The 22690-nt window shown below is 38.9% G+C and carries 9 protein-coding genes and 1 pseudogene; 5 read left to right on the forward strand and 5 right to left on the reverse strand.

Going from position 1 to position 22690, the window contains the following annotated elements:
• Positions 1 to 849: 849 nt before the first annotated feature.
• Together C3B55_RS04425 and C3B55_RS04430 are read right to left on the reverse strand one after the other, a co-directional pair.
• A pseudogene (locus C3B55_RS04425) lies at positions 850 to 1580 on the reverse strand (carbonic anhydrase).
• Positions 1581 to 4416: 2836 nt separating this feature from the next.
• Complete coding sequence (locus tag C3B55_RS04430; RefSeq protein ID WP_129211807.1) at positions 4417 to 6468, reverse strand: M3 family metallopeptidase; 2052 nt, start codon at positions 6466 to 6468, stop codon at positions 4417 to 4419.
• Positions 6469 to 8623: 2155 nt separating this feature from the next.
• Here C3B55_RS04430 and trpB point away from each other — a divergent pair.
• Together trpB and trpA are read left to right on the forward strand one after the other, a co-directional pair.
• On the forward strand, positions 8624 to 9853 hold the full coding sequence (gene trpB / locus C3B55_RS04435; RefSeq protein WP_129211809.1) for a tryptophan synthase subunit beta: 1230 nt from the start codon (positions 8624 to 8626) through the stop codon (positions 9851 to 9853).
• Positions 9850 to 10659 carry a tryptophan synthase subunit alpha gene (gene trpA, locus C3B55_RS04440; protein ID WP_129211811.1) on the forward strand — a complete coding sequence of 270 codons (810 nt, stop codon included), beginning with the start codon at positions 9850 to 9852 and terminating at the stop codon, positions 10657 to 10659. The genes trpB and trpA overlap by 4 nt, the downstream gene beginning before the upstream one ends.
• 4160 nt (positions 10660 to 14819) lie before the next feature.
• Here trpA and aroE read toward each other — a convergent pair.
• The 3 genes from aroE to C3B55_RS04455 form a co-directional block, all read right to left on the reverse strand.
• Positions 14820 to 15626: a shikimate dehydrogenase gene (aroE, locus tag C3B55_RS04445; protein ID WP_129211813.1), complete on the reverse strand. Its 807-nt coding sequence runs from the start codon at positions 15624 to 15626 to the stop codon at positions 14820 to 14822.
• The gene (gene hemF / locus C3B55_RS04450) at positions 15626 to 16558 is read right to left on the reverse strand and encodes an oxygen-dependent coproporphyrinogen oxidase (protein WP_129211815.1); all 933 of its coding nucleotides are present in this window, start codon (positions 16556 to 16558) and stop codon (positions 15626 to 15628) included. The genes aroE and hemF overlap by 1 nt, the downstream gene beginning before the upstream one ends.
• Positions 16559 to 17614: 1056 nt before the next feature.
• Positions 17615 to 18172, reverse strand: a complete 558-nt coding sequence (locus tag C3B55_RS04455) for an L-threonylcarbamoyladenylate synthase (protein WP_129211817.1) — start codon at positions 18170 to 18172, stop codon at positions 17615 to 17617.
• Between the two features lie 1638 nt (positions 18173 to 19810).
• Here C3B55_RS04455 and def point away from each other — a divergent pair.
• From def to rsmB, 3 genes are read left to right on the forward strand one after another with little or no spacing between them, the layout of a single operon-like run.
• Positions 19811 to 20329, forward strand: coding sequence for a peptide deformylase (gene def / locus C3B55_RS04460; protein ID WP_129211819.1), 519 nt, complete (start codon positions 19811 to 19813; stop codon positions 20327 to 20329).
• Between the two features lie 57 nt (positions 20330 to 20386).
• A complete protein-coding gene (gene fmt, locus C3B55_RS04465) occupies positions 20387 to 21337 on the forward strand; it encodes a methionyl-tRNA formyltransferase (protein ID WP_129211821.1) in 951 nt (316 codons plus the stop codon).
• Positions 21337 to 22653: a 16S rRNA (cytosine(967)-C(5))-methyltransferase RsmB gene (rsmB, locus tag C3B55_RS04470; protein WP_129211823.1), complete on the forward strand. Its 1317-nt coding sequence runs from the start codon at positions 21337 to 21339 to the stop codon at positions 22651 to 22653. Before fmt ends, rsmB begins: the two co-directional genes overlap by 1 nt.
• The last annotated feature ends 37 nt before the right edge of the window (positions 22654 to 22690 follow it).

Raw genomic sequence — 22690 nt, forward strand, 5'->3', positions numbered from 1 at the left:
GAGGCACAATAGAATTGTTGTGGATATATCAAGTAAAAGCCATAATTTATTTTTTTGCTTTTTAGCACTAGTATATCTTTAAGAGGTATCACAAACGTTTTGTTTATAGCTCACAACGATTGTAATATCTATTTTTAGTAACTACCAACCAAAAGCTGCCATAACGGTGTCAAACTTACAGCATTATACACAGTACAAATATTTTGTTGTTAGTTTAACAAAAAATCCGCTAGAGCTTGAGGTACCTCAAACATGAAAAGTTATACTTTAGTTTGCAGTTTGACAAAACAAATATTACAGAAAGTGCGGCAGATTTTTTATCTATATAGCAAACTCATCAAGCATTGAATGTTTCAAGATAAGCGAGTTTAGATTAGCTGCCTCTGCCTTGCATTCGCTACACTAAATATCCATAATTAACCTTAATTTAGTTTTAATAAAAATAGGTACAACATTACAGTATTTATAATACATTATAGTTAACTATTAACTATACATGCCTGGCTTTTCTAAACACAAAATCTAAGATTTTTTGAAAAAAAGCTTGGACAAGTATAGTGCTTAACTGCAAATTTCCAGTGAAACTAAACAATAAACGAATAATACTGGCAGTGGTCACCATAGGAGCGTGCTTTATGTTGCAGCATGCCATACCATATAGTTATGCTTATGCAATAAGCAGAGTATAATAATAAGAGGTTCAATTACTGCAGTTAGCTACTCCATTAAGCAATATATTGTTTAATGGAGTAGCTATTGTATGGCTATTACAGAGTTATTTACCGGACAAAGCACTACTGAATGTATTTTTTCATAGCAGCTACTAGCAATGCTATGCAGGAAAACGACTTAGAAGCTTACTCTAGGCGTAGCACAAGGAATAGTGTCGATGTCATTTAACAGTCTGAATGTTGCCAAATCAACGTCATAAGCACTAATGTCGCTGGTTTCGATGTTGTAAATCCAACCATGGATAAATAAATATCCACTAGCCATGCGTAAGGCTACAGAAGGATGGGTACGCAAGTGCTGCAACTGAGCTATAACGTTTTCTTCAGTCAGTGCCTGCATGCTTGCGCTTTCATTCGCAAAGTCAAAATTATCCTTAACTATAGATTTGGCAACGTCGGCATGACGCAGCCAAGCTCTGACCGTTGACATATTTTCCAAGCTGTCAGGATAAAGCACCATGCGCATAGCGCTGCAATTAGAGTGCCCACATACAATGATGTGCTGTACATCAAGGGTAAGCACTGCATACTCAATAGCAGTGGAGACACTGCCGTTCATCTGACCATATGGCGGCACGACATTACCAACGTTACGTGTCACAAATAAATCCCCAGGAGAGCTGTGAGTAATTAGCTCGAGCACGATACGCAAATCGGTACAGGTAATGAACATAGCTAGTGGCTCTGAGATGTAGCGAGTTTCTTAAAGAGTTCTTGTTGCTGAGGAAAGACGTAATGATGAAAATGCAAAAAACCATTCACGATTTGCTGTAAAGCTGCATCAGCAGATTTAGCCACTTGAGACACTGATGCAAAAGTAGCCAATGGCTGTCTATTCTTGTTAATCATGATTTATCTTCTTGATTAATATAAAGTGCTTTTTAAATCAGTTCTAAAACCTATCTAGTGAAATATTGAGTAGCTAGCAAAATAGAGGCATCAACTCATTAGTAATTAATACAAATAGGGTAACAGCGAACACTTAACTAACTCAAACTAAATAAACTTCTATAGATCATAGATTGTAGTAAAATATATAATTGCTCCTTAAGCGTAAAGAGCTTGCTATCTCCAGTTTATAATAGTGCCCTCTATTTAGCTGGTGGCAGAATACTTAATAATCGAGATTAAATCTTTCTAATCAATTACGTTTTCAATTTTTGATCAACTTTGTTGAAGCACTACGCCAATAAATCCATAAACGACTTATCATTACGTACGTCAAGGTACATATTAACTACTCACTCCGAAACAGCTAGACTCTCTTTTATGGTAAGCCAAGCTATATCAGTTAATAAATCGTGGTCATATGATATCAGCAAATAAATACTTACAACCAAGTCAAATAGCCTTGAACATACGCTTGATAAACTGATGGGTACGATTTAGTAGTACAATACTGATTACTCAAAAGTTCTATATAATTCGACTATGATAGTTATTATTCCAACACATCGCTAGCATTGGTTTGAATAATTAGTTGAGTTTTGAGCTTTAGCCAGAGATAATACATCTCAATAAATATAACCAAGCCATAAATAGAAATCAATACTATTATAGTAATAACCGTAATTCTGCTTAATAAATTAAGCACATGGTAGATCTAGAAATTTATTACATATACTATTCTTAGTTGCTTTGATGCGCATTTTGTATCTTAGGTTGAAAGTAATTAATAATCTTCATTATTTACTTTCAACCGCAATAATAGTTAAGTATAAACAGTTGTACAAATTAGCAATCTGTGCGTAAGCCACGTGAGGCAAAGATGTTAATATAAAAACGCTTACATACTATTTATATAGTATAGTATATTATGAGTTATATTGATAAAATGTGCTATTTGGCTTAGTTGATACAATATTGATAATGTTGCATTACCTGCTCTAGATTGTAGTTCACAGCAATAATGTATATTGCTCTTATGCAGGTCTGCTACGTAACTGCCTTTTACTGTGATATTTTGCTGTAGGTATGCTTTTTACTTTGAGTCAAGTAAGTTTCTCTTAGACACTTATCTAGTAAGTGTTGCAAAAAGTCATAGGCTCTATCACTAATTGCTTTCATAGTTATCTTTATATGCCTTAATCAGAAAAAATTCAGGTTTTAGGTGCTTATTGCAGATTGCCTGTGTCAACTAACAGTTTAGTCTTGCCACTAAACTATTTGGATTTTCAATCTAAACCTTACAAAAGAACAGGTTTGCCTAGGGCAAAAACGTTGTATATTTAGTGAATATAAATACTGATTCAACGTATTTATTTTATAGTTAGTATTTATAATAATGCTATTATTTATAGGTAGATTATCTGATAGAATTTACATATTATCGTCAGCATAAGATATGCTGCTGTACGAAATCATATAGATCAGTAGTTGAAGCTATTATCATTTAAATTAATCAGGAGCCACTCTATTATCACTAGCGCCAATGAAGTTACAGAAATATTAATTCTGATCTCAGACCATCCGTGATGGTACTTGTACTTGAATAAGTATAATTTAGCCAACTACTACTATCATGAAGCAATTGAATTGCAGAGCATATAAGTATGCAAAAGCAACATCCGGTACATTGATTTCCAAAATAAAAAACCAATAACCAACAATAACCATGCTAGGTATTGTTAACTATAACAATCTAGATACAAATTAAGACTTTATATAAACAGTTATACTGGAGACCATCCAGATCTAGATCCAGATTAGATCTAAGTAAAATATACTATATAGTCAGTTACTTATTAACTGCTACTAAGAAAAATAAAAAATTTACTTTGGCTTTTATATACAAAAGCGATAAAACACATAAGCAGTCTATCATTATTAATGATTGATTGCTGATCCACATAAAATATTTTATAAAAACAACCAGCAGATCACGATACAGCAGACTTACACGCCATTAACCATTCTAGACGAATCTAGATGACCAATCAGGCATGCTCTTTATTAAAGCTAAAAGTAAATATTTAAGATTTAATTGCTCTATACTATCTATTTTTAAGTTAATGGCAAAGTTTAGATTTAGGCCTACACTACAGCTACCCCCCCATCTATTTATGGGAATAGACTGAGCGCGTTTGTGGGCAATTAATTTAACCTACAGCAGATGAGGCCTATGCTGTAACGCAACATACTACTAATGTTAGATATTAGCATAAAACCAGTTTGACTAACAACTGTATAGTCCAGCTACGTATATTTATTATCACATAAGTCACAGCTAATTTATCGTAATAACCACATTGATGATGCTGATATACCAAAAAATATTTATGCATGGTTAAACACAAGACTAGCCTTACACACCACAAATAAGCTTTTGACTGAATGCTTTTTATGGCAGTGGTATATATTGCATTGTACTTTGATGGTTTTAGTAGGAAAATACAGTAAACTTTGACTCAAAACTTACATAAATCTCAGTTTTTAAATTGATATTGAGCCAAACTATACTGGCTGCATCCTCAAGCCTAGCAGATGCAACGCCTGCGTATTCAACCATCACTCTTGAAAAAATTTATAAAACCTATTTATATAGCATATCAATATAAAAGCAGACTACATATTCTTAAAACAGCACGTCATCCTCAATCTATCTCTGCAACTTATCTAGTTTGCTGCAAGTTTTAGTCACGCAATGACTTATAAAAACTGCTTTTAGTGATAATAGGATTATTATTCATGCTACTGTGTTCTCACTTAAACCACTGTGACGTAAGAGTGCGTCAATCGACGGTGCACGTCCACAAAAATCAATAAATAGCACCATCGGTGCTTGGGAGCCACCACGAGCCAAAATAGCTTCGCGGAATGCACGACCAGTGTTAGCATTAAGTATGCCATCTTCTTCAAACTTAGAAAAGGCATCCGCAGACAATACTTCTGCCCACTTGTAGCTGTAGTAACCAGCCGCATAACTACCGGCAAAGATATGCGTGAAACTATTAGGGAAGCGATTATAAGTCGGTGGGCGCATTACCGAAACCTCATCGCGCACACTTGTAAGCACCTGTGCTACTGTACGACCATCACCATAGGTAGCGTGCAGTTCAAAATCAAACAGCGCTAATTCTAGCTGGCGCATCATTCTTAGGCCAGACTGGAAGTTTTTTGCTGCAAGCATTTTTTCTATTAAATCCTGAGGCAGAGACTCACCTGTTTCATAATGACCAGAAATCAGTACCAGGCATTCAGGCTCCCAGCACCAGTTTTCCATGAACTGACTTGGCCACTCTACTGCATCCAACGCCACACCGTTAATACCGGATACGCCAGCTTGCTCAACGCGAGTCAATAAGTGATGTAGACCATGACCAAATTCATGAAATAGTGTAGTCACTTCATCGTGATTTAGCATGGCTGGCTTGCCATTATCAGCCGGCGTAAAATTGCACACTAGATTTACAACTGGGCTTTGCAGTAAACCATCTACAGTACGTCGATAGTCGCGTATACTGTCCATCCAAGCACCGCCGCATTTATTGGTCCTAGCGTATAGGTCAAAGAATAGGTAACCGACATGTTGACTGTTTTCTTTAATTTCAAAGAGGCGAACATCGTGGTGCCAAGTGTCAAAATCTTTGCACTCAAAAATCTCGATGCCGTAAAGGCGCTGCACGATAGAAAAAAGACCGTTCAATACTTTATTGATTGGGAAGTAAATACGTATGTTTTCCTGGAACAGATTGTAACGCAGTTCACGCAGTTTTTCTCTGTAAAAACTGCTGTCCCAGTCTTGTAAATCAATACAACCCTGTTCGGCAGCATAAGCTTTGAGTTGTTGTAGCTCCTGGATAGCAAACGGCCTGCTGCGCTTAGTTAAATCACGCAAGAAACTCAGAACCTGTCTACTAGAATTAGCCATTTTAGTAGTTAGGCTCAATTCTGAGAATGACGCGTAGCCTAAAAGTTTAGCTAGCTCTTGGCGCAATTCAAGGATCTGCTCTATCACTGGACCGTTGTCATTCTGGCCGGCATTCGGGCCTTGGTCTGACGCCAGAGTGCAGTGGGCTGCATAGACCTCTTCACGCAGAGCCCTGTCGCAGGAGTAGGTCATCACTGCGTCATAGCTTGGGAACTCTAGAGTGATTAACCAACCGTCAAAGCCGTTAGCCTGAGCAGTAGCAGACATTTGTGCCTTAGCAGAGTCAGTCAGGCCAGTAAGAATTAGTTCATCGTTAATGTGCTTAGTCCATGCTTGGGTAGCATCTAGTAGTTGGTTAGAGAACTTGCTGCTTAACTCAGATAGCTTGCTCTGCACTTCAGCGTAACGCCTTTGCTGCTTAGACGGCAAATCGATACCAGACAAGCGAAAGTCAAGTAGCAAATGCTCTAAGATAGTATTTTGTGCTACGTCAAAATAGGCGGCCTGGGAACTCTTGGCTAAAGCCTCAAAAGCCTGAAATAACTTACGGTTTTGTTTCATCTCAGTATCATAGGCGCTCAATGCTGGCAAGCAAGCCTCATAGGCTTGACGCAGTTCGATACTATTACACACGGAGTTGAGATGCTTCACTGGGTTCCAAGCGGCAGCCAGGCGATCATTTAGTTCATCTATAGCTAATACCAGCCCAGCCCATGTAGGATTTTTTTCTTGGCTTTGCAAAATATTATTAATGGCAACGCGGTTATCAGTAAGGATCTGTTTAATGGCCGGTTGGACGTGCTCTACACGGATTGCCGAGAACGGCGGTAACTTGTATGACTGAAGGAGAGGATTGTTCGTTTTCACGATTATCACCTTAGCTTAATAAGCATATATAAAAAAACAAAGATGTGACCATTGCTAATAGCAATCAATGTCAACTGTAGCCATTAATAAATTAAAAGTTAGATTACCTTGACTATTCGCAGCTACTAGAACTACACGCTAATCCTCCAGGTGCCGTAGCTTTTATCAATATCGTGGCGGTAGTGATTAGCGATCGGCATAACCATTGTGGGTCATAGCTATAATTTAGAGTTATCAACTATTCGCCTTAGTATCTAGTGACGTAATATTCTGCAACCAGATAGTGCTAGTGCTCACTACGTAGTTTAATACTTTGGAGAGCTTGCACTCTAGACGAGTACGTAAACTTAAACGCTACCATGACAAAGATGAATAACTGCCCCAAACGTTGCTAACACTTGATAGCTTACCTCAAGCCCATGTTTTTAAACTAACAGGTAATTAACTATACCGAATACAAACATCAACATACTATTAATATCATGGCCCCAATGTACGTAAAAACCTAATATAGCATTAGCCAGTAAACACTATAGATAACCTGTTGTTGCTACCTAAAACGTACACGATAGCTTCCTAGCTTGATCATGGCAAGTCACTAAACAAAAGAATGCATTGTACTGTTAGTAGTGCTAATTCAATTAACCTGCTCTGTAAAGCTGATATTTACTTGTAATTCATTAAAGGTACACTAACTTTATTTATTTTCATAAAATTCTGACAAAATTAATAAAGTAACTCAGTATTTCTCTTTACTGCATTCAATTAGTGGTAAAAATTATAAGCTTTTTATCTTTACTTTGATCTTATCTGTCAGTAATTAGCTGCTACTGCACAATAGCCATAATACCTAACAGATCTAAACTAACAGGAATGTCATCATATATAGCTTTGCTTGCGCTAATAAAAAAACGTGAGGATACACGTTAAATAGATAACCTTAAGGTTATCAAGACAAGTTAAGACGATCGTCCAGCAGATAAAGTTTAACTCATAAAAATAAATACTAGTAATTTAGCATTGAACTTTAAGTGAAACTTAAAAAATGCATAATGTACTATCCTTCAAGTAATTATAGGTTTGAAACACCTCACGCTACTACGAGTTACTGAATGCCCTTATTTACCTCTGTAATTATGTTTTTACTGGCATCTGCGATGTTAGTAGCTCACGAGTAAACTGATTCGACTTTTATACGTACAATAATTAGGCGTAATGTTTTTCTTAACATCTATAATAAGCATAAGAGTAAATATTGATAATGTTTCTAGCAAACGATCTTACTATTAAATTTAGATTGACTACACTTTTTGAAAACACTATAGTGGATATATATACGTGTCACTTAATTACTTTACAAGAGATAGATTAGTCACATTTACTTACACAAGGTAGCACTGGACGGCATGGAAATCAAAATGCTTTATCTCAATCTTATATTTTAATAATCTTAAAAACAATACGCCAAAAGAGTCGCGCAAACGCTAGAAATTAGCAATAGGCACTCGCGACTAAGAAAGCTTTGTCTTATCACTAAACCGATGCATGTGTTTACTAGTATATTTACCGTCCATGGCTATTTAGTGTAGAAAATAGTGTATTCATGCCGAAATACCTAGAGGTCAAAAGTAGCTATCACTAACCGACAAGTGCAGACATAAACCAGCAATTCTGCATTTTAGGCCAACCACAATATTCAGGCACGAGCTGAGTAGGCGCGCTAGTAAACTGCCAGAGCAAAAGAGTATGAATAGTAAGTTGGTACCGGTCTTAGTAAAACAAAATATATGCATCTATCAATTACATGTTTTAACTCTTTTATGTTGGTAAAACGCAATCAAACATCTAAACCTATAACGTTGAAAGTCACAATCTTTATTAACGAGTAGACTAATACTAAGTGCTTTTCTAGTGCGTTGAATTTGCGGCTTAACTGCGCTGCAAGTATTGCGCAGTTGCTTGGTTGCTTAATCATTAGTGCTATTTCATCCAACAGTGATTACAAACAAACACAAATCATTGAGCAGGTAGAAAATTTCAGCTTATCTATGAATTGTACTGACAGATACAGCTAATTTTATTAGTTTTCGTAGCAGATTGTTATAGGTAGAGTAACCATCATTGTTTTTTCTTATATTCTTTCCCGGAGTGCTTTATGACTCAGTCTCAGATATGTCTACGCAATGGCCCAGATGCTAAAGGCTTATTTGGCGCATTTGGCGGCTGCTACGTCGCTGAAACGCTGATGCCGTTAATCCTCAACCTAACCAGCGAATACGAAGCAGCTAAAATTGATCCAGAATTTAATGAAAAACTTGCCTACTTTCAGCGCGATTATGTCGGACGCCCAAGCCCACTTTACTTTGCCCAACGTCTGACAGAGTTTTGTGGCGGCGCTAAAATTTATCTAAAGCGTGAAGAGCTGAACCACACCGGTGCACATAAAATTAACAACTGCATCGGACAGATCCTGCTAGCGCGACGTATGGGTAAACAACGCATCATCGCTGAGACTGGCGCTGGCATGCATGGCGTAGCAACTGCTACAGTGGCGGCAAGATTTGCCTTTGATTGTGTAATTTACATGGGCGCCACTGACATCGAGCGCCAACAAGCCAACGTGTTTCGCATGAAACTGCTGGGCGCTGAAGTAATTCAGGTAAGCGCAGGCACCAGCACCCTCAAAGACGCTATGAATGAAGCCCTGCGTGACTGGGTAACTAATGTCAACAACACCTACTATCTGATAGGTACCGTAGCCGGCCCACATCCGTATCCGACGATGGTACGCGACTTCCAGGCTGTGATCGGCCAGGAAGTACGCACCCAATTACAAGACCAAGAAGGCCGTTTGCCAGATAGTCTGATTGCGTGTATTGGGGGCGGCTCTAACGCCATGGGTTTATTCCACCCGTTCCTGGATGATGCCAGTGTCGAGATTATTGGCGTTGAAGCAGCTGGTTACGGCATCGAAACAGGCAAGCATGCTGCTAGCCTCAACGGTGGTGTACCAGGTATATTACACGGCAACCGCACTTTCCTATTGCAAGATGACGACGGCTTGATTATCAATACACACTCTATTTCTGCCGGTTTAGACTACCCAGGCATCGGCCCAGAACACGCTTGGTTACATAACCTTGGTCGAGTGCAGTACACCTCAGTGACTGACAACGAAGCTCTCAATGCCTTCCACAAATGCTGCAACCTGGAAGGGATTATTCCTGCACTAGAAAGCGCCCATGCTTTAGCTGAAGCATTTAAACGCGCACCTAACCTACCGAAAGATCATCTTATGGTAGTTAACCTCTCCGGTCGAGGTGATAAAGACATGCAGACTGTCATGCAACATATGGAAATCGCTCCGCAGGAGAAATACTTATGAGTCGACTACAAATCTGCTTCGCTCAGTTAAAAAAGCAAAATCAAGCTGCCTTCATAACGTTCATGACTGCTGGTGACCCTAGTTATAACACCTCACTAGCGATATTTAAAGGTTTACCAGCAGCTGGCGCCGATATAATCGAGCTAGGTATGCCTTTCACTGACCCAATGGCTGACGGTCCGATCATCCAACTAGCCAATATCCGCGCTCTAGAAGCTAAGCAGAACCTAACGAAAACCTTGCAGATGGTTAAAGAGTTTCGCAAAGACAACAGTAACACTCCATTAATATTGATGGGTTACTTTAACCCAATCCACAAATATGGCGTGCCACAATTCATTGCTAACGCCAAGGCAGTCGGTGTAGATGGCCTAATCATAGTAGATATGCCACCTGAACATAACGGCGAGCTGTGCGATCCAGCTCAGGCAGCTGGTATCGACTTTATACGCATAACTACACCGACCACCAATGACGCACGACTAAAGACCGTACTAAACGATAGTTCTGGCTTTGTGTACTACATATCGGTAGCTGGTGTAACTGGTACCGGTACCGCCACTCTAAAACATATAGAGGGCGCAGTAACCCGCCTACGTCAGCATACTAATCTGCCTATTAGTGTAGGTTTTGGAATTCGTACACCGAAGCAAGCAGCAGATATTGCACGCCTAGCAGATGGTGTAGTAGTTGGTTCAGCATTAATTGATCGCATCGCCACTGCTAAAAATGATCAGCAAGCGATTGATGGTGTGCTAAGCTTATGTTTAGCGCTATCGGACAGTATACATAACACCCGTAGGTAGACGACGTATAGCGTTAATCTACATTATTTGTACAGAGGAATAAATTATCTATTTGATACTTAAACTAATACATTTCAAGGAATTCTAAACCAGGCTTCACATCTATTTTATCAAAAAATAGCATCAAGGATAGATAAATTAAAATGCTAAAATGCCTAATTATAAATCACAATACACTGATATACGCCTATAACTGTCTAAATACTAATAATGCAAATATATAAATAATCACTAACACAACTAAATAACCTTTAATCAACAAAGGTTATCACGATCGGCGCAGCAATCGCCAAAATAGTTTCTATACAGTTAAATAACTAGCAAGTTGAACTTGTTAACCATGCTAGTGTTATGGCTAATGCTAATGAATAGATAATAAATATTATATTTTTACTAAAGAACGCTTCCGCTAAAAACATAATTACTAACACTGTTATGGCTGCACCTTTGACGCTCATAATCACTAACTGACACACAAAATCTGCTAACACGCTCATACGGATCCATCTAGTCAAAAAATATCTGAACACAGCACGCCAATAAGAGCGGCAAGAAAAAGTAACAAATTAAATTTAAGTTAGTATATTGGACGATATTTCACCAGGTGAATCCAATAGCAAAATTAATAATTTACAAAGAACGTTAAGTAAAGCTGCCTTAAGTAAATGCTTAGCCAGCTAATTAATAGTTGACAAATTGCGCACATTACTATCATCAAAGTAATCAACAGAAGCATTTTTATAAATTAAACACTTTCTGCAGAGCAAAGAAATAGGCCTATCCAATATAAGATTTATAATTTATAGAGTTGCATTATGCTGATGTTTATTAAGTACTAGATAAATAAATTACTAATGCGGTGCAATAAATATTGCAGCCTGTTCTTTTAGAAAAATATTACCGTTTAGTAAAACATGCTATTTTCACCTCATTTCTCTAAATTCCTAGGTTTTTTAGTAAAAAATTTCAAGAAGCTTTATAGTAGCTGAATACGCTTGCATAATAGACGTAGTTAAAATCAAGCACATAGTTGTTCTAACTCTCATCAATATCTATGCTGTACTCATAGAGAAAGGCATTATAGTTATACTGCATATACCTGTAAGAACGTAGCCGTAAGAATTTAAGTAAATACCTACATTCTGACGCGACTTGCCCAAGGTAAAACCTTGGGCAAGTCGACTATCTAGCAGTGATTAATATCTCGACATCGCACTGATAGCATAACTATCACTTGCATACACTCTAAAGTATATAGATTGCTTTGTTGTGCATTTATTTAGTGAGCATGATTAGCTCACTCATATGACAGACGCAACATGTAAATACATATTACGTAGACTGCATACACATATATAATGTTTAGGCTAAAAAATAGCATTATCGATCGAATCATTATAGATAAGCTGGTTTACCCTAAACCTTTAGCGTTTACTAAACTATGCTTTGTATGACAATCAACCAATATTGTTGGACATGGATTGTCAACGGTAAAACTGCAGTAACGCGTGGCTATTTTAAGGGAATACAGCAGATCCAGGATATAGCAGCTAAGAGTTTATATATCAGCTGTGTTTATTTTAGATATAACTTAATAATAACCGATTAGATAGCTGCATTAATGCTGCAATCTTATACATGACACACAATGAAATTACAGCACGTAATGCTGTTACCAGCCACATGGTATAATATTTCAATATTAACTTACTTTAATAAATTAGCGCAAGTGTTGTGGCGTATTACCGCTGAATTAAGACCTGTTACTAAATAATATTGGAGAATACCGCAGACACTTGCTAGGTAAGGTACATTGATGTGCACTAAAGTTAACTATATGATTACTTAAAGTACTTGATCGGTTACATATTATCCAGCGCGCTATAACTTATAGGTAAACTAAAATAGACTAGATATGTGTGTTATCTGGTACGGGAGTATATCACTTATGCTGCAAGCTAAACCTTGCGTTATTATTATAATCCATAAGAACAGCGAAAAGTCGCTCTAGCTAACCTAAACCTGCATTTCTAATGCTTACTTCATAGTTGTGATTTATCAAGCATAACTAACCGCACACGATGTGCATACTTCAGTTTACACAGGCAACACTAACAACAGTGTTGGTTAGCTTCTGCAAGCTATAGAAATTAACTGCTTTGACCAATCATATCATCATTATCATTTTTTGGCAATCATGAGAATATGCTTACAAATATAGTTATTAGTAAAAATGCACCACTTAACATGGCTGCCGGCCAGCACTACTAATCTGTGCGTTAGAGCAGTTTTAGATAGGCTGCCCAACAAAGCCGTGCCAAGCAGCAGATCTATTACCTGCTGCCATTGAACTCAATGGCAACCATCTAAAGCTAACGCCTGCAACTAGATAACCACCTACTATCCTCCATACTGCCAAAAGTATGGAGGATATGATTAAATACTGTATGAATACATCACGAAATGTACTATCAGTAAGTTGGTAGTACATTTAGTGATACTTACAAATTAATCTACAGCGTAGGAAATCCTTATTTATTATTCAATATGCACAATAACCAATATAAGCTAAAAAATTTTATGCAGTGACTGAAACAGTCGCTACTATTCTAGACGTTTTTACGTGAGGTTTTAATCTAAATAAAATATCCCAGAGATCCATTAGCAAGTACAAGACATCTAATATCGTTGCTGCATGGTATGTGAGGTGATGATGCAGGGTAGACTTAAAAACTTTAATCGTTAATTACTATTAATAGATATTACTCAATAAATATATGCATAACCATGTTAAAACTAACAGTTTTTAGAGCAAAACGCATTGTCATCAAAATATTAAGACTCATAAAAGAAGAACGGCCATGCAAAATTAATTGTACTGCCAAAACATATTAGTGCTGAGTGGCGCTAGTGCATATACAAGTACTACTATAAAGCGATAAAAAATAGTTGACCTATACTGCAGCGATATAACACCGCCACTAGTGTTATAAATGGTTTTCTATAAACGATATGGGATGTCTAATGCGTTAAGGTTGATGCAATTATATTGCGCTAATTACCATGAGTAGCCATTAAGGATAGCCAAGCTAACAGTAATAACCTAAGCGTTATGAATAATATAGAAGAAATCAGTCGTAATTTTCCTAAACTAAAATCCTTATTAAATAAACATACAGTACGAATATATTGCTTAGAAAGAGCAAGCTATATATTTGATTATAACGCTATCTCAACGTAAGTAATAAATAATAACAAGTGTGGTGAGCAGTATGAAAGCGGCGAAGACGTAAATTAAAACAAGTCAGACAATATTAAAAAATATTGTAAATTAAATGAAGATCTATAAACTGGTAAAATACGTTGTAAGCAGTAGAGGTCATGGCTATAAAGCCCAGAATTGACTTCCATAAAAGTTAGCCTATAAATAAATTAATCGTATATTAACACCTTGAGCTTAATCTTTGAAACTAGAACCTGCGATACACTTAGCTAGCATCCTGCTGCTCTCTATTTTCGCCTGGCTTCACAAATTAAACCTGTGTCAGGGTCCATCTCAGTAGATTTTTAATCTTACCATACTTGATTATCTACGCGCTGACTATTTGTCTTTAACTAGAATATAACTAATACGCTGTCATTATCCAAGTGCTGATTGCCTGCCTATCTTGGTTAATTCTAATATCATAATTATAATAACTCTAAGATGATAATATCCATCGCTCTCTAAGTCAGTATTAACTAACTGTTAGTGTTAGGCTTCAAGCTAGAATTTAGCGTAGTGATTGCTTTTGCAGTTTATTGATTAATGATTCAATAAGCCCAGCTACAGGAATCGATAACCTTCTATAACTGATCGATAATAGTGAACTATAAAAATAGTATGCCTCTCTCGTCTTAGCGTTTAAGTGCTTTACTTATAGACGCATTACTTAACTATTGAGCACAATCTAGTAGATACTACAAATTGCTTTAACCTGTAAGGGCGAGAGAACGCAGGTATGGCAGACGATATTCTAACATATCGATTTCTTTCAATTCGTCAATATAGCAGCAAGCTGGCACTATTTAACTAGGTTACTGATAAATGTAGGTATACTGCTGCGCATGCTTTTACATTATTTTTAGACTCAAGTTGAGATTGACGCCGAAGCTAGCTACTAGCGTAACTCAGCCAGCACTGACGCAGTATCTGGGCGCACGCCATGCCAGAAAAAAAACGATTCAGCTGCTTGCTCCACTAGCATGCCTAAACCATCCATGACTACAGCTGCGCCTTGCTTATTTGCCCAACAACAGAATGCTGTTGATTGTTTACCATACATCATATCATAGCAAATAGTCTTGCCAGGTTTGACTAGACTGCCAGAAATCGGTGGTACTATTTCTGACATGCTAACAGATGTAGCATTAATAATAACGTCTACTGGCTCAAGCAACGAGTCAAAACCACAGGCATATACAGAGTTAATATCATTAAATAGTGATACAAGCAGCTTAGCCTTTTCCACAGTGCGGTTGGCAAGGATCAATAAAGTCGGTTGCTTAGCTAGCAACGGCTCTAATACCCCGCGTACTGCGCCACCGGCGCCCAGAAGCAAGATATGTTTGCCACGCAGACTAAAACCAGCATTCACTGTCAAATCGCGCACTAAGCCAACACCATCAGTATTATCACCAAACAATGTACCATCGACTAACTTGCTTAGAGTATTCACCGCGCCGGTACGCTGAGCACGTTTGGTTAATCTGTTAGCCAGACGATAAGCATGTTCCTTAAATGGCATGGTGATATTAGCGCCACGGCCTTGCCGAAAAAACTCATTGACGCAGCCAGTAAAATTTTCTAACGGCGCCAGCATAGTACTGTAATGCAATTGCTTGCCAGTCTGCTCAGCAAACATACGTTGAATTAGTGGTGACTTACTATGACTAATAGGGTTGCCAAATACGACATAACGATCCATCAGGCTGACGCCTTGGATGCATGAACGCCAAGCCAGTCATGGTTTTGCAAAAAATAATCTGTCAGGCGCGCTTCTTCGCTACCAGCCTCAGCCTTCCAGGCATAGCCCCAGCGCACCTGCGATGGCAAAGATATTAGGATCGACTCTGTGCGCCCGCCAGCTTGCAAGCCAAACAAGGTACCACGATCATAAATCAGGTTAAACTCAACGTAGCGACCTCGACGAAATTTCTGGAACTCGCGCTGTTGTTCAGTGTAAGCCATAGCCTTGCGGCGCTGTACGATTGGCAAGTAAGCATCAATATATGCATCACCAATAGTACGGATAAACGCGAAGCAGGTATCAAAGTCCCACTCATTCAAATCATCGAAGAACAGACCACCAATACCGCGCGGCTCGTTACGATGCTTAATATAAAAGTAATTATCACACCAAGCTTTGTAGCGCGAATACACATCTGGGCCAAACGGTTTACACGCCTGTTGAGCCACAAAGTGCCAGTGAATACAGTCTTCTTCATTGCCGTAATAAGGAGTGAGATCAAAACCACCACCAAACCACCAAACAGGCTCTTCACTTTCTTTTTTAGTAATGAAAAAGCGTACATTAGCATGCGATGTAGGTATATACGGGTTATGCGGGTGCATTACCAGCGAAACGCCAAGAGATTCAAAATCCCGGCCAGCCAATTCATGGCGATGTGCACTGGCAGAATGCGGGAGTTTGTTACCAAACACATGAGAAAAGTTCACGCCACCTTTTTCGATTACTAAACCATTTTCGATTACACGGGTGTGGCCGTTGCTGCCAGCAGGCTGAATCCATGTGTCTTCGATAAAGCGAGTGTCTTCTTCAAATGCTTCTATGGCGTTACAAATGCGGTCTTGTAGGTCAAGCAAATAGGCTTTAACAGCCTCAGTACGGGTAATCATAACATTACCTTGATAAGGGCAAAACTGTGTGTGATTATACAGCATTAGCGCAATTTAGTATAAAAAATATTCACTACACTTATATAGTGCGTGCACTTAAAGTACGCTACCATTAACAACAATAAAGCATGCTAATAGCAATAGAGATACGCGATTTCTTTATAAAAGAAGTAAATAGAAACTACAAGTTTCTAGTTTGGCGAACATATTAACCTATAAGCATTATAAATATACTAGATTATACGCTAATAAGTCTAGACTGTAATAAGTTTACGTGCGTACTAAAGTAATTTAACTTAACTTTATTGATACTATCTTAAGCTGTAGTATGTACACATCACCAGACCTGTCATTTAGTTTAAGTATACAAAACACTGGCTTAGTTAATGTCGTAAAAGCTACGTCAAATAATTTAGCAGCTAAAAACTGCGTGGCCTCCGGCAACAGTCAAAAGAATATGTATAGCTAGTTGTCTTATTATTTACCACTAAAATTACAATATATTCATCTGATAGCATCATCTTCGAACAAGCTAACGTCTGCTAGACTCTATGGCATAATTATATTATGCCTTACCGCGTAAGATATGCAAACTCAAAAACAAAGTAGGCTACCCTGTTATATACTAATGAGTATTTAGGCACCTTGGCATATTAGTAAGGCAGGGCTATAATAATTAATCTCAACATAGTATGTTAAATTTAATAAAAAGGTATGCAAACTAAGTTACCTAGTCTTAAAACTATCAACTACAGCAGGAAAATATTATACGATGTATACTAAAATTAATAAACTATAAAGCATATCTTCTCTGCGCGATTAGGTTAACAAATTTAACCGGTTGACTGCGCTGACTTACGCTAGAAACCAGAATAACATTCAAGCAACGGCAGACAATATATTTTTTATAGATCAATGGTGATCATGTGCATATTAATGGTTACTTCTAAAATGCACAAACCAAATCGTCGTTGGATTTAGTTACGAGGTCAATTCATGCCAGTTAGGATACCTCTAAGGGTATTATAATGGCTATAATTCAGTCAAGTCTAAGTATTAAGGATAACGTACTACCTCACCTGTCGCTAAATGACGAATTAAACTAGGGTTCTCGAGCCCGCCAAGACTACCGCCCAACACCATGTCCACCTGGCCACGGAAATATTGCTCCACCCGAATTCGTGTACGCGCTGCCGGACGGCCATGTGGATTAGCCGAAGTAGAGATAATAGGTCCTACTAGCGCACATAAATCCCGTACTAGCGGGTGGTGACTTACTCGTAAAGCTACTGTATCGTGCATACCGGTCACCCATTCAGGCAGCAAATTCTGATGCGGCACTAGCCAGGTGTTAGGCCCTGGCCAGGTATTAACCATACGCTCAACCCAGATATTCGGGAAGCCATCCAAGAGAAAATTGAATTGACAAATATTGTCAGCCACTAAAATCAAGCCTTTATCCACTGAGCGATTTTTTATCGCCAAAAGCCGGTTCACCGTTTCTTTATTCCAAGGATCGCAACCTAAACCCCAGACTGCTTCAGTAGGATAAGCAATTACCGCACCTGCACGAATTTCTCGTTTAGCTTCCAGTACACTCCACTTACTAGCCATTGCTTACTCTCCAGGCACAGTTTAACTAATTTTTTCTTTGTAGAAGCACCTTGAAAAGGTTAGCGGCTAACTAGTAATCGCGAAAACTATACCGATGTGTGGAACTGAGTGCAGTAAGCTACCAGCAGATAGATGACTGGCCTGGACAGATACATGATTAAAGCACGTTTGCTAACAATGCAAACCTCAATAATTATCGTCGATACATTTCACAAGAGTCAAGCTATATAACTAATTAACTGATTATATTTTATTGGCACCGCGATAATGCATGTAGCTAAAAATCGTATAAATATAGCGTTTCTTGCTTGACTGTAAGTGTAACGATATTTAATAAATGACTGGTTATATAACCTTCCGATACTAAATAAAGCACTAATAATCCGGTCACGCTGTATTAAAGTTAGCAGCCTGTTATGGCTACGCAAAAATGACGTACGCGCGTTAATACGCTGATTGTTTATCACAAGTATATCCAATACTGATTAGTGCGCAACACATGTGATACTGAAGCACAACAAAATAATTGTAATCAAACTAGCACTCATTAGCTCTAATACGAAAAGTTGACGTAACGTCTAGCCAAGACTAGAACTACGCTAGCTGTAAATGATAGCCAACTGCAATTTTGTTAAAATTTTCTTAACCGTCGATAATAAATAATATCAAAGAGGCGTTGCCTCTCTTGACAGGTAGCGCTCAATACTTAAGTTGATCCAGTATAAAAAACATGCTAAGTTAAATATACTGATTATGCTAATGCTTTACCTGCACTTTTACATACTTAATGGTTACCCCAGAAATTGACACTGTATACTCAAAACTACAAGAGAAGCCAAACACTCGCATAGTTACTAATAGCCTCTAAGCAGCACTACATTCTTCAAGTGGCATACAAAACACTTAGGCTTAGATCTTGCAGCATCTGCAAGGGTAGATAGAACTCCAAGTCTGATCGAAAAAATTAGTCATACTTGATTATGAGAAAATTATAGGTAACTCTATCGTTAACTTATTTAACATGCTATTTATTGCGCTTTACATGCAGCATCTCACTGATTTATGACGGTCAGTGAACATAAAATTATTAACAGCAGCTTATAATTAAGCTGTTCTCAAATATGAAACGATGAACTACATGATGACAGCGTCAATATGTAGTTCATCGTATAGCAGATAGTTGCTAGGCTACACTTCCTGGGACTGATGGTCAGTTTAAGATTTTACTTAAAAGAAAATAGCTAATCTGTCTGGATTGAATTCAGGTTACCTTGAGTGTACATATACCAGCGTACTTTTGATACCCAGTAATCTTTTTATTTTTGATGAATGGTTACAATGCAGATAAAATTGTCTAAGTTATAGAGTATATCAAAAAATGTAATTGTACGATAAAAGACACTACATGGCCTATTGTATAGTTGATTTTATACGCTAGCTGCCACCCCCTAGGTAGCTATAGCGAGTAACGCTTTTAGCAGTAAGATAAGTAGCAATAATATATGTAATAAATTTCTTTTATTACATATATTATTGCTACATGCGATAGCCTTCACGGCTTTAAAATATTTAATATTGGTTGCTGGGTTTATCCCAATGCTAATCTGCCTTTACTTTATATATGCAGTAATTACGTTTATGGCTATTTTAAATATCCTTAAATTTCCTGACTCGCGTTTGCGCACGATCGCCAAACCAGTGACTATGGTAAATAATAAAGTTATTCAGTTAATCGATGATATGCTTGAAACAATGTACAAGGCCATGGGTATCGGCCTTGCCGCTACTCAGGTTAACGTGCATCAGCGCGTTATAGTCATGGATTTATCAGAAGATCAAAGCCAACCACTAGTGTTTATTAACCCAGAGTTTGAACCGCTCTCTAAAAAGAGAAATACATACCAGGAAGGTTGCTTATCTGTGCCTGAATTCTACGAAAATATTGAACGCCCTGTGCGCGTTAAGGTTCAAGCTCTAGACCGTAATGGTAAGTTATATGGACTGATTGCTGATGGCCTGCTGGCAGTATGCATCCAGCACGAGTGTGATCATCTCAACGGTAAGCTATTTGTGGATTACCTGTCTACACCTAAACGCGCCATGATCAAGAAAAAGCTACAAAAAAGCATTACTAGCAAGTTTACTGCTATTTTTTAAAGGCTTGCTACGATACGCCTTTTTCTTCTTTTGACTGTTGTTTAACCGAGATTTCTAATGACTGAACCATTGCGCATTGTTTTTGCCGGCACTCCAACATTCGCTGCCGAACACTTAAAGGCGCTACTCGCTAGCCCTTATCACGTTATCGCGGTATATACTCAACCTGATCGCCATGCTGGTCGAGGGCAAAAATTGATGTCAAGTCCAGTCAAACAGCTTGCACTTAAACATAACATCCCCGTGTTACAACCAGTAACCCTGCATAATGCTGATGCCCAACTGGAATTAGCTGCATTAATGCCAGACCTATTAGTAGTGGTGGCTTACGGCTTGATCCTGCCGCAGGCAGTACTAGATATACCACGCTTAGGAGGTATCAACAGCCACGCTTCGCTGCTGCCACGCTGGCGCGGTGCAGCACCAATTCAACGCGCTGTAGAGGCTGGCGATAGTGAGAGCGGTGTGACTGTTATGCGCATGGAGGAGGGTCTAGATACCGGCCCAATACTACTTAAAGTAACTACTCCGATTATTAATAAGGACACTGGTGGCAGCTTGCATGATCGCCTGGCTAAATTGGGTCCGCCAGCTATGATCCAGACTATTACGAGTCTCGCTTCTAACACCGTTAAACACGAAGTGCAGGACAACAGCCTTGTTACCTATGCACATAAACTGCATAAAAACGAAGCATGCATCAACTGGAACCGTCCAGCCGTAGAGTTAGAGCGTCTAATACGTGCCTTCAACCCATGGCCTCTCTACCATAGCATTCTTAATGGCAAAATCTTGAAAGTGCTAGACGCTAATTTAGTGAATGGAAAAGGTGCGCCCGGTGAAATTATTGGCACAAGTAAAGATGGCCTATTAGTCGCTTGCGGTGAGCAGGCGCTATGCCTTACCCGTCTACAATTACCAGGTGGTAAGGCACTGAGCTTTAACTGCATATTCAATAGTCGGCGTGAGAAAATTTCCCTAGGTACAGTTCTCGGGGTCGTCACTTAATGAACCCGCGTCTGGCTGCCGCTAAAGCTCTCGCTACCGTACTTAACGGTCAATCTTTACTAAACAGTTCACTATTAATCCAGTTAAATAAAGTTGAAGACCATGATCGCAGCTTCACCAAAAACTTAGCGTTTGGCGCTGCCCGTTGGCAACCGCGTTTATCTGTTTTATCAGCTATACTTCTTAGGAAACCATTTAAGGCAGTAGATGCTGATATAGAGGCATTACTTCTGGTTGGCCTATATCAGTTAATATATACCCGTGTACCAGCATATGCCGCTATTAGTGAAACGGTCGACTGTGCTGACAAGCTACACAAGCCTTGGGCTAAGGCACTACTCAACGCTGTGCTGCGCCGTGCCCAACGAGAGAGCGTAGCTCTGTTTGCCGAGCGGAAACACGACCCAGTAGTGCGTACTGCTCATCCTCGTTGGTTGCAAAAATCCTTGAAAAAATTTTGGCCTGAACAGTGGGAAACTATTTGCGCCGCAAACAATGAACACCCACCGATGACACTGCGGGTCAACCGTTTTCATTATAACCGTGACACTTACCTAAAATTACTCACTGATGCCTGTATCAATGCTATGCCATGCGTGTACAGTATTGACGGCATTGTGCTAGAATCCGCTACAGACGTCTCTACACTACCTGGATTTACTGAAGGTTGGGTTAGCGTACAGGACGAAGCTGCACAATTAGCCGCTAATCTACTAGACCTGGCGCCACACCAACGTGTGCTTGATGTTTGCTGCGCACCTGGCGGCAAAACCTGCCATATTCTAGAAGTTGAAAAAAACTTGGCTAGTATGGTTGCAATTGACGTAAAAGCTAAACGCTTAGTACGCGTACGTGAAAATCTAGTACGCTTAGGTCTCAGTGCCAAGCTAATCGCCGCTGACGGCCGTGATACTACCACCTGGTGGGATGGCAAATTGTTCCAACGCATCCTGCTCGATGCACCATGTTCCTCTACCGGTGTCATCCGCCGTCATCCGGACATAAAACTCACCCGTAAACCCAATGATATTGCTACCCTATCGATACTACAAGGCGAACTACTTGATGCTGTGTGGCCAATTTTAGAAGTCGGCGGTATTTTGCTCTACACCACCTGTTCTATTTTGCCAACCGAGAATACCGAAGTTATTAAAGATTTCCTTTCTCGTACTCAAAACGCTCATGAGTTAGGCCTCGCTACAACCGCCGGTATTAAGCAACGATACGGTCGCCAATTACTTACGCAAAAAGGCGGACACGATGGCTTTTACTATGCTAAACTTGTCAAGTCTAGCATAGTGTGCCGCGTAAATTAGTTTAAGTTAAGGTAACCAAGGTAAAGATCTTGGTCTT

Source organism: Candidatus Pseudomonas adelgestsugas (assembly GCF_004124255.1).
GTDB classification, from domain to species: Bacteria; Pseudomonadota; Gammaproteobacteria; order Pseudomonadales; family Pseudomonadaceae; genus Aquipseudomonas; species Aquipseudomonas adelgestsugas.